Annotated in this window: 7 protein-coding genes; all 7 read left to right on the forward strand. The window is 66.7% G+C overall.

Annotation, left to right across the window (positions count from 1 at the left end):
- Positions 1–20: 20 nt before the first annotated feature.
- A complete protein-coding gene (locus K2W81_RS09845; RefSeq protein WP_294103812.1) occupies positions 21–659 on the forward strand; it encodes a hypothetical protein in 639 nt (212 codons plus the stop codon).
- Entirely contained in the window at positions 656–2,398 is a 1,743-nt protein-coding gene (locus K2W81_RS09850) for a penicillin-binding protein 2 (RefSeq protein ID WP_294103813.1), read from the forward strand. The genes K2W81_RS09845 and K2W81_RS09850 overlap by 4 nt, the downstream gene beginning before the upstream one ends.
- Entirely contained in the window at positions 2,395–3,810 is a 1,416-nt protein-coding gene (locus K2W81_RS09855; protein WP_294103814.1) for a UDP-N-acetylmuramoyl-L-alanyl-D-glutamate--2,6-diaminopimelate ligase, read from the forward strand. Before K2W81_RS09850 ends, K2W81_RS09855 begins: the two co-directional genes overlap by 4 nt.
- On the forward strand, positions 3,807–5,189 hold the full coding sequence (gene murF, locus K2W81_RS09860) for a UDP-N-acetylmuramoyl-tripeptide--D-alanyl-D-alanine ligase (RefSeq protein ID WP_294103815.1): 1,383 nt from the start codon (positions 3,807–3,809) through the stop codon (positions 5,187–5,189). The genes K2W81_RS09855 and murF overlap by 4 nt, the downstream gene beginning before the upstream one ends.
- Positions 5,189–6,256, forward strand: a complete 1,068-nt coding sequence (gene mraY / locus K2W81_RS09865) for a phospho-N-acetylmuramoyl-pentapeptide-transferase (RefSeq protein WP_294103816.1) — start codon at positions 5,189–5,191, stop codon at positions 6,254–6,256. Before murF ends, mraY begins: the two co-directional genes overlap by 1 nt.
- Positions 6,253–7,554 (forward strand): UDP-N-acetylmuramoyl-L-alanine--D-glutamate ligase, encoded by a 1,302-nt coding sequence (murD, locus tag K2W81_RS09870; RefSeq protein ID WP_294103817.1) that lies wholly within the window; start codon positions 6,253–6,255, stop codon positions 7,552–7,554. The genes mraY and murD overlap by 4 nt, the downstream gene beginning before the upstream one ends.
- The coding region (locus K2W81_RS09875; RefSeq protein ID WP_294103819.1) for an FtsW/RodA/SpoVE family cell cycle protein at positions 7,551–8,188 on the forward strand (638 nt) is incomplete at its 3' end. The genes murD and K2W81_RS09875, both read left to right, overlap by 4 nt.

The raw sequence follows: 8,188 nt of genomic DNA on the forward strand, positions 1-8,188 counted from the left end.
TGGCAAGAGGGAGCAGGACAATGACGGCAGCATATCGGTTGCGGGGCATCGGCTGGTTCATCAGCAGCGTGGTGGTGGTGCTCGGCTGTTACCTTGTGTCGTTGCAGGTCGCGGCGGAGCGCAAGCGCGTCACCGATGTCAAGCGCGCGATTGTGCAGGCCCAGCGCGATATCCGTTCGCTCGAAACCGAATTCAGTACGCGCGCCAATATGGCCCAGCTCGAACGCTGGAATGGCGAAGTGCTGGCGCTGACGGCGCCGACAGCAGACCAGTTCATCGCCGACGATGCCGCGCTGGCGCAGGTGAGCTTTGACCCCGATGCCGCGCCCGACATTCAGGCGCGCAATGCCCCGCGCGTGATGCCCGCCGCGCATGACCAGGTGCTGCCGACGCTTCCGGTGGCCAACGCGGTGACGACGGCGCCGGTGCAGCCGACGCCGCCTGCGGCTTCGACGATGACGACCGCTGCCACTGCTCCCGTCCGGACCAGCCCGGCGCGCGCGATCATGGCCAGCGCCGCCGTCGTGTCACCACGCAGTGGTGCGCGCGCGCCCGACCGTCCGCGCGCGGTGGCGCTGCTCGACCGCAAGGCGCTGCGCGACAATCGCCTCGCTGATCTGATCAAGGACATCCCGCTTGAATCCGGCGGTGCCCGGTGAGCGTTCTTGTTGCGCGCCCCCCGGCGACGCGTCGACTGACCGGCACGCGCCACCCGATTGTGGCGGTGGCACCGGTGCGGCTGGTGATGCTGCTGCTGCTGATCGCGGCGGGGGTGAGTTTGGTGCTGGTGCGCCTCGCCTGGCTGGCGGCCTTTGCCGAGCCGGCAACGACGCGCGATGCCGCCGAAGCTTTGGTGCCGTTGCGTGGCGATGTGACCGATCGCAACGGCACGCCGCTCGCGCGCACGATCGATGCGTGGTCGATTGGCATTCACCCACGCAAGCTCGTCAATGATCCGCATGAGCTGGCGGGCAAGCTTGCCGCGCTGATGCCCGCGCATGATGAGGGCTGGTATTACCGCGCGCTGACCTCGGACGCGCCCTTTGTCTTTCTGCAGCGGCGCGCGATGCCCGAGCTGGTCAAGGCGGTGAACGCGCTCGGCGAACCCGCCATGGCCTATTCACGCGAGCCCGAGCGGCTCTATCCGCAATCGTCGATGGCGGCGCATGCGCTTGGCTCACTCGATATCGACGGGCACGGCATTCGCGGGATCGAACGCGTGCTCGAAAAGCCGCTGACCGATCCGCTGCTGCGCGCGCAACCCATTGCGCTGGCGCTTGACGCGCGGGTGCAGGCGGCAATGGAAAGCGAGCTCGGCGCGGCCATGGCGCTGTTTCAGGCGCGCGGCGCCGCCGGGATCGTGCTCGACGCGCGCACCGGCGAAGTGATCGCGATGGTGTCGATGCCGAACTACGACGCCAACAGCGTGCCCAAGGTGCTCGACGCGAAAAACCTCGACGATCCGGGCATGATGCAGTTGCGCAACAATGTGACCCAGTCCGACTATGAACTCGGATCGGCCTTCAAGCCGATTACGATGGCGGCGGCGATCGATTCGGGCGTGGTGACATCGATGGCGCGGCGGTTTGACGCGCGCGCGCCGCTGCAAATTGGTCGCTTTCACATTCGCGACGACCACCCGCAGAAACGCTATCTCGATATTCCCGAAACGCTGGTGCATTCGTCGAATATCGTCACCGCCCGGATCGCCGACGAGCTTGGCGCGGAGCGGATGCAGGCGATGTTCCGCAAAATGGGCTTTGATACGCGCCCCGATATCGAGCTGCACGAGCGCGAACGGCCGATCTGGCCCGCCTATTGGGCGCGCGTGACGACGATGACGAGCGGCTATGGCCATGGCATCGCGGTGACGCCGCTGCATTTGGCGAGTGCCTATGCCGCGCTGGTCAACGGCGGCATCTGGCGCCCCGCGACGCTGATGCGGATCGCGCCGGGGCAGGCGCCCGAGGGGCGGCGGGTGATTTCGGAGGCGACCAGCGCACGGATGCGCCAGTTGCTCCGCCTTGTCGTGCTGCAAGGCACCGGCAAGAAGGGCGAAGCGCCCGGGTACCGCGTTGGCGGCAAGACCGGCACGGCTGAAATCGCGATGAAGACCGGCTATTCGAAGAAGCGCAATGTCTCGACCTTTGCCGCCGCTTTCCCGATGGACGCACCACGCTATGTCGTGGTTGCCATGCTCGATTCGCCCCATGCCACGGCCCAGAGCGGCGGCCAGACCACCGCTGCCTGGACGGTCGCGCCGGTCGTGTCGCGCGTGATCATGCGCACCGGATCGCTGCTGGGGGTGATGCCCGACATGAACCGCGACGTCGATGTGTCCGAACTGCTGCCGCTGCTGTGGCATGCGCCGGGCGAAGATCAGGCTGCACCGGAATGAGGTTGGGCGCACTGACCGGGGGCGACGAGCAGGCCGTCGTGACCGGCTTTGCCATCGATCATCGCAAAGTCGCACCGGGCACGGTGTTCGGCGCGTTCCGGGGCATGCGCGTCAACGGCGAGGACTTTATCGCGGCGGCGATTGCGAGCGGCGCGATTGCGGTGATCGCGCGGCCCGAAGCAAAAGTGGACGGCGCGGTCCATATCGCCGATGCCAATCCGCGCGCGGCTTTTGCAGCGCGGGCGGCACGCTTCTTCGCGCCATTCCCTGAGACATGCGTTGCGGTGACGGGGACCAATGGCAAGACCTCCACTGTCGAAATGACGCGCCAATTGTGGCGGATGTCGGGGTTTCATGCGGCGTCGATCGGCACGCTAGGGGTGACGACCGGGGATGATCGGGTCGCGACCGGGCTGACGACGCCTGACATTGTGACTTTCCTGTCGAATGTGGCGGGGCTCGCGCGCGAAGGCGTGACGCATCTGGCGTTCGAAGCGTCGAGCCATGGCCTGTCGCAATATCGCACAGAGGGCGTGCCGGTCGCGGCGGTGGCGTTCACCAACTTGAGCCGCGATCACCTCGACTATCATCTCGATATGGAGGATTATTTCGCGGCCAAGATGCGGCTGTTCCGCGATGTCGCGCCGCCGGGCGCGCGCGCGGTGATCTGGGCCGATGATCCGCGATCGGAAGCGGTAGCGGCGATTGCGCGCGAACGGGGCCTGGAGCTGATCACAGTCGGGGAGCGCGGCGAGACGCTGAAGCTGGTCGGGCGCACGCCGAGCCTGTTGGGGCAGGTGCTGATGATCGACGCGGGCGGCAAGACCCATAAGGTCAGCATGCCGCTGATCGGTGCCTATCAGGTCGCCAATGCGCTGACCGCCGCTGGGCTGGTGATCGCGAGCGGCGGCGATGTCGCGGCGACGATTGCCAATCTCGCGCGGCTTCAGCCGGTACGCGGCCGCCTTGAGCGCGCGGTGATCACCGCCAAGGGCGCGCCGGTCTATGTCGATTATGCCCATACGCCTGACGCGATCGAGGCAGCGATTGCCGCGCTCAAACCGCATGCGCCGGGCAAGCTCATCGTGCTGATCGGTGCGGGCGGCGACCGTGACGCGGGCAAGCGCGAGCCGATGGGGCAAGTCGCCGCCGCGCATGCCGATGTCGTGATCGTGACGGACGACAACCCCCGCAGCGAAGACCCCGCCGCGATCCGCGCCGAAGTGCTGCGCGGCGCGCCGGGTGCCACCGAGATCGCCGATCGTCGTGCTGCGATTGGTGCGGCGATTGGCATGGCCGGGCCCGAAGACATCGTGCTGCTGACCGGCAAGGGGCATGAGCAGGGCCAGATCGTCGGCGATCTCGTTTTGCCTTTCGATGACGTCAGCGTCGCGCGGGAGTGCGCTGCATGAGCCTGTGGACTGCCGCCGACATCGCCGCTGCGTCGGGCGGCACGGCGTCGGGCGATTTCGTCGTCGATGGCGTCGCGTTCGATTCGCGCGAAGTCGGCCCCGGCGACTTGTTCGTCGCGCTGAGGGGCGCGACCACTGACGGCCACAACTATCTCGACCAAGTCTTCTCCCGGGGCGCGGGCGGCGCAATTGTTTCGACGCCGCCCGCAAACCCGGCCAGCCCGCATGTGCTGGTGCCCGACACGATGGCCGCGCTCGAAGCGCTGGCGCACGCCAGCCGCGCGCGGATGCACGGGTCGGTGACCGGCGTCACCGGATCAGTCGGGAAGACCGGCACCAAGGAAATGCTGTTCGCGTGCCTCGATCGCGGCGCGCCGGGGACGGTGCATCGCTCGGTCAAAAGCTACAATAACCACACCGGCGTGCCCTTGAGTGTGGCGCGCATGCCCGCCGCGAGCCGTTACGGCGTGTTCGAAATGGGGATGAACCATGCGGGCGAAATCTCAGCCCTCACCCGGATCGTCCGCCCGCATGTCGCGATTATCACGACCGTCGCGTCGGTACACATCGAATATTTCAAGGACGAAGCCGGGATCGCCGACGCCAAGGCCGAGATTTTCGAAGGGTTGGCGCCCGACGGTACCGCGATCATCCCCTATGACAATATCCACCGTGACCGGCTGATCGCTGCTGCGCTCGCGGTCGGCGCGCGGATCGTTACCTTCGGGCTGGGCGAAGGCGCCGATGTCCGCGCGCTGGAGACGATGCGCACGACGAGCGGCACTTTCGTCACCGCGCGGCTGCTGGGGCGCGAGCTGGGCTTCACGATCGGCCAGCCGGGCGCGCATCTGGTGAGCAATGCGCTGGCGGTGCTCGCTGCTGTCGAAGCGGTTGGCGCCGATGTCGCGATTGCAGGTCTGGCGCTGGCCGATATGGGCGGGCTTGCGGGACGTGGCGCGCGGGTGAGCGTGCCGACGGCGGATGGCGGCAAGGCGCTCGTGATCGACGAAAGCTATAACGCCAATCCTACGTCGATGCGCGCAACGCTCGACGTGCTTGGCGCTGAACCGGCGGCGCGGCGGATCGCGGTGCTGGGGCAGATGGGCGAGCTGGGTGCTGACAGCGCCGCCTTCCACACCGGGCTGGCGGGGCCGATTCTGGCCGCTGCGGTCGCCTATGCGATTCTCGTCGGCGAAGACATGCGTCCCCTCGCAAACGCGCTTGAGGGGCGGCTGGAATTCGTCCATGTGCCCGACGCATCGGCGGCACGCGCGGCGCTGATCGCCCTGCTTGCGGACGGCGATGCCGTGCTCGTCAAGGGATCGAATTCGGTCGGGCTGTCGGCGGTCGTCGCGGCCCTTTCGGATGGAAAGGGCTAATGTTCTACTTCATCGCACAGCAGCTGGGTTTCCCGAGCGGGCTTAACCTGTTTCGGTACTTGAGCTTTCGCACCGGCGGGGCGGTGGCGACGGCGCTGCTGATCGGGTTGCTGATCGGGCCGCGCTTCATCGGCTGGCTGCGACTGCGCCAGGGCAAGGGGCAGCCGATCCGCACCGACGGCCCGCAGAGCCACCTCGCGAAGCGCGGGACGCCGACGATGGGCGGGCTGATGATCCTGACCTCGCTCGGCATTGCGCTGCTGCTGTGGATGGACATGAGCAACCCCTATGTCTGGGCGTGCCTGTTCGTGACGCTCGGGTTCGGGATGATCGGATTCCTCGACGATTACGACAAGGTCAGGAAGCAGAAGACCGAAGGGGTGTCGGGGCGCATCCGGCTGGCGGGCGAATTCCTGATCGCCGGCATCGCGAGCTGGATCATCATCCAGCAGAACGGCACGATGCTCCATTTTCCATTCATCGACCGTGGGTTTGATATCGGGCCGTTTTATTATCTGTTCGCCGCGTTCACGATTGTGGCGTTCGGCAATGCGGTGAACCTGACCGACGGGCTCGATGGCCTCGCGACGATGCCGGTGATCATCGCCGCCGTCGCGTTCATGCTGATCGTTTATCTGGCGGGCAACGCCAAGTTCGCGGCTTATCTCGGCATTGCGCATGTGCCGCGCGCGGGTGATCTGGCGATCTTCTGCGGCGCGACCGTGGGGGCGGGGCTGGCGTTTCTGTGGTTCAATGCGCCGCCGGCAGCGGTGTTCATGGGCGATACGGGCAGCCTCGCGCTCGGCGGTGCCCTTGGCACGATTGCCGTGGTGGCGCATCACGAAGTCGTCCTCGGCATTGTCGGCGGGCTGTTCGTGGTCGAGGCGCTGAGCGTGATCATCCAGGTGTTCTGGTACAAGCGCACCGGGCGGCGTGTGTTCAAGATGGCGCCGATCCATCATCATTTCGAACAGCTCGGCTGGGCAGAGTCGACCGTCGTGATTCGCTTCTGGATCATCGCGCTGGTGCTTGCGCTGGCGGGTCTTGCGACGTTGAAGCTGCGGTGATCACGAGCGAGTTCTGGCGCGGCAAACGCTTTGCGGTGCTGGGGCTGGCGCGTTCTGGCGCGGCAAGCGCGCGCGCGCTGGTGGCGAGCGGGGCGAGGGTGACGGCTTGGGATGGGGATGCGGGACGGCGCAACTTGATCCTCCCCCGCGCAGCGGGGGAGGAATTAGTGCTTGCCGATCCCGAAGCCATCGACCTCATCGGGTTCGACGGGCTGATCGTCTCCCCCGGCGTGCCGATCAACCGGCATCCGGTCGCGGCGAAGGCGCGCGCGGCGGGCGTGCCGATCATCGGTGATATCGAACTGTTTGCGCAGGCGCGCGCCGAACTGCCGCCGCACAAGGTCGTCGGGATCACCGGCACCAATGGCAAGTCGACGACGACCGCGCTCATCCACCATATCCTCCAGACGGCGGGCGTGCCGAGCCTGATGGGCGGCAACATCGGCCTGCCGATCTTGGCGCAGGAGCCACTCCCCGAAGGCGGCGTGTACGTGCTCGAACTGTCGAGCTACCAGATCGACCTGACTTTCACCCTCGACTGCGATGTCGCGGTGCTGCTCAACATCACCCCCGATCATCTTGATCGGTACGACGGGTTCGAGGCCTATGCAGCCGCCAAGGCGCGGCTGTTCGCCATGCAAAGCAAGGCGCACAAGGCGATCATCTCGATCGCCGACGATGCCTCGGCCAGGATCGCGCGCAGCCTATCCGCGAAGGGCGAAGCGCTGACCAAGATCGCGCCGGGTTTCTGCATGGACCAGTCGCGCTGGCCGCAATTGCAGGGGCCGCACAATGCCGCCAATGCGCTCGCCGCGATCAATGTCTGCGAGGCGCTCGGCGTGGCCAATGCCGACATCGACCGTGGCCTCGAAAGCTTCGTCGGGCTCGACCACCGGATGCAGACCGTCGCGGTCAAGCGCGGTGTCGCGTTCGTCAACGACAGCAAGGCGACCAATCCCGAAAGCGCCGCGCCCGCGCTCGGCTCGTTCGCGCGCATCCACTGGATTTTGGGCGGGCAGGCCAAGTCGGACTCGCTTGAGCCTTGCGCGCCGCACTTCGGCAATGTCGTGCGCGCCTATGCGATTGGCGAGGCCGGGCCGATGTTCGCCGATCTGCTGAAAGACCGCGTGCCGGTGCAGATCAGCGGTACGCTCGATGCCGCCGTCGCCGAAGCGGCGGCGCAGGCGCAAGCGGGGGACACGGTGTTGCTGGCACCGGCCTGCGCCTCGTTCGACCAGTTCAGCGATTTCGAAGCGCGCGGCCGCGCCTTCGTCCAGGCAGTGGAGGCATTGGCATGACCGACGCGCGAACCGATCCCCGGGCCGACCAGCGGCGCGCGCTATGGGCGAAGGTGCGGCCACGCGGCGGGCGCGGCGACCGCAGCCCGCTTGGCATGTGGTTCTTCGACATCGACCGTGTGCTGCTGCTGCTCGCGTTTCTGCTGATCGCAATCGGCCTGCTCGCCGTCGCAGCGGCATCACCAGCGGCGGCCGTGCGCTATTCGGGCGACAGGGTGCATATCGCGCCGCTCTATTATTTCTGGCGCCAGTTGATGTGGGTGAGCGTCTCCGTCCCGCTGATGATCGCGGTGTCGATGGCGCCAGTCGCGCTCGCGCGGCGGATGGCGCTGATCTGCGCGTTGATTTTCCTCGCCTGTCTCGCGCTCGTGCCGTTCATCGGCGTGGTCCATAATGGCGCGCGGCGCTGGATCGACCTTGGCGTTTCGGAATTCCAGCCGTCGGAATTTCTGAAGCCCTGTTTCATCGTCGCAATGGCCTGGCTGCTGTCGCTGCGCGACAAGGAACCCGATCTGCCGGTGGTGACGATCAGCTTCATCTTCACCGGCATCACCGCGTGCCTGCTGATGCTCCAGCCCGATTTCGGCCAGACGATCGTGTTCTGCGCGATCTGGCTCGCGCTGCTGATGATCGC

Origin of the sequence: Sphingomonas sp., from assembly GCF_019749955.1 — a bacterium.
Lineage (GTDB): Bacteria > Pseudomonadota > Alphaproteobacteria > Sphingomonadales > Sphingomonadaceae > Sphingomonas.

What these genes read in the sequence shown, in the direction of transcription:
- mraY (WP_294103816.1), top strand. Translation starts at nt 5,189, where the DNA reads ATGTTCTACTTCATCGCACAGCAGCTGGGTTTCCCGAGCGGGCTTAAC.
- murF (WP_294103815.1), top strand. Translation starts at nt 3,807, where the DNA reads ATGAGCCTGTGGACTGCCGCCGACATCGCCGCTGCGTCGGGCGGCACG.
- K2W81_RS09855 (WP_294103814.1), top strand. Translation starts at nt 2,395, where the DNA reads ATGAGGTTGGGCGCACTGACCGGGGGCGACGAGCAGGCCGTCGTGACC.
- K2W81_RS09845 (WP_294103812.1), top strand. Translation starts at nt 21, where the DNA reads ATGACGGCAGCATATCGGTTGCGGGGCATCGGCTGGTTCATCAGCAGC.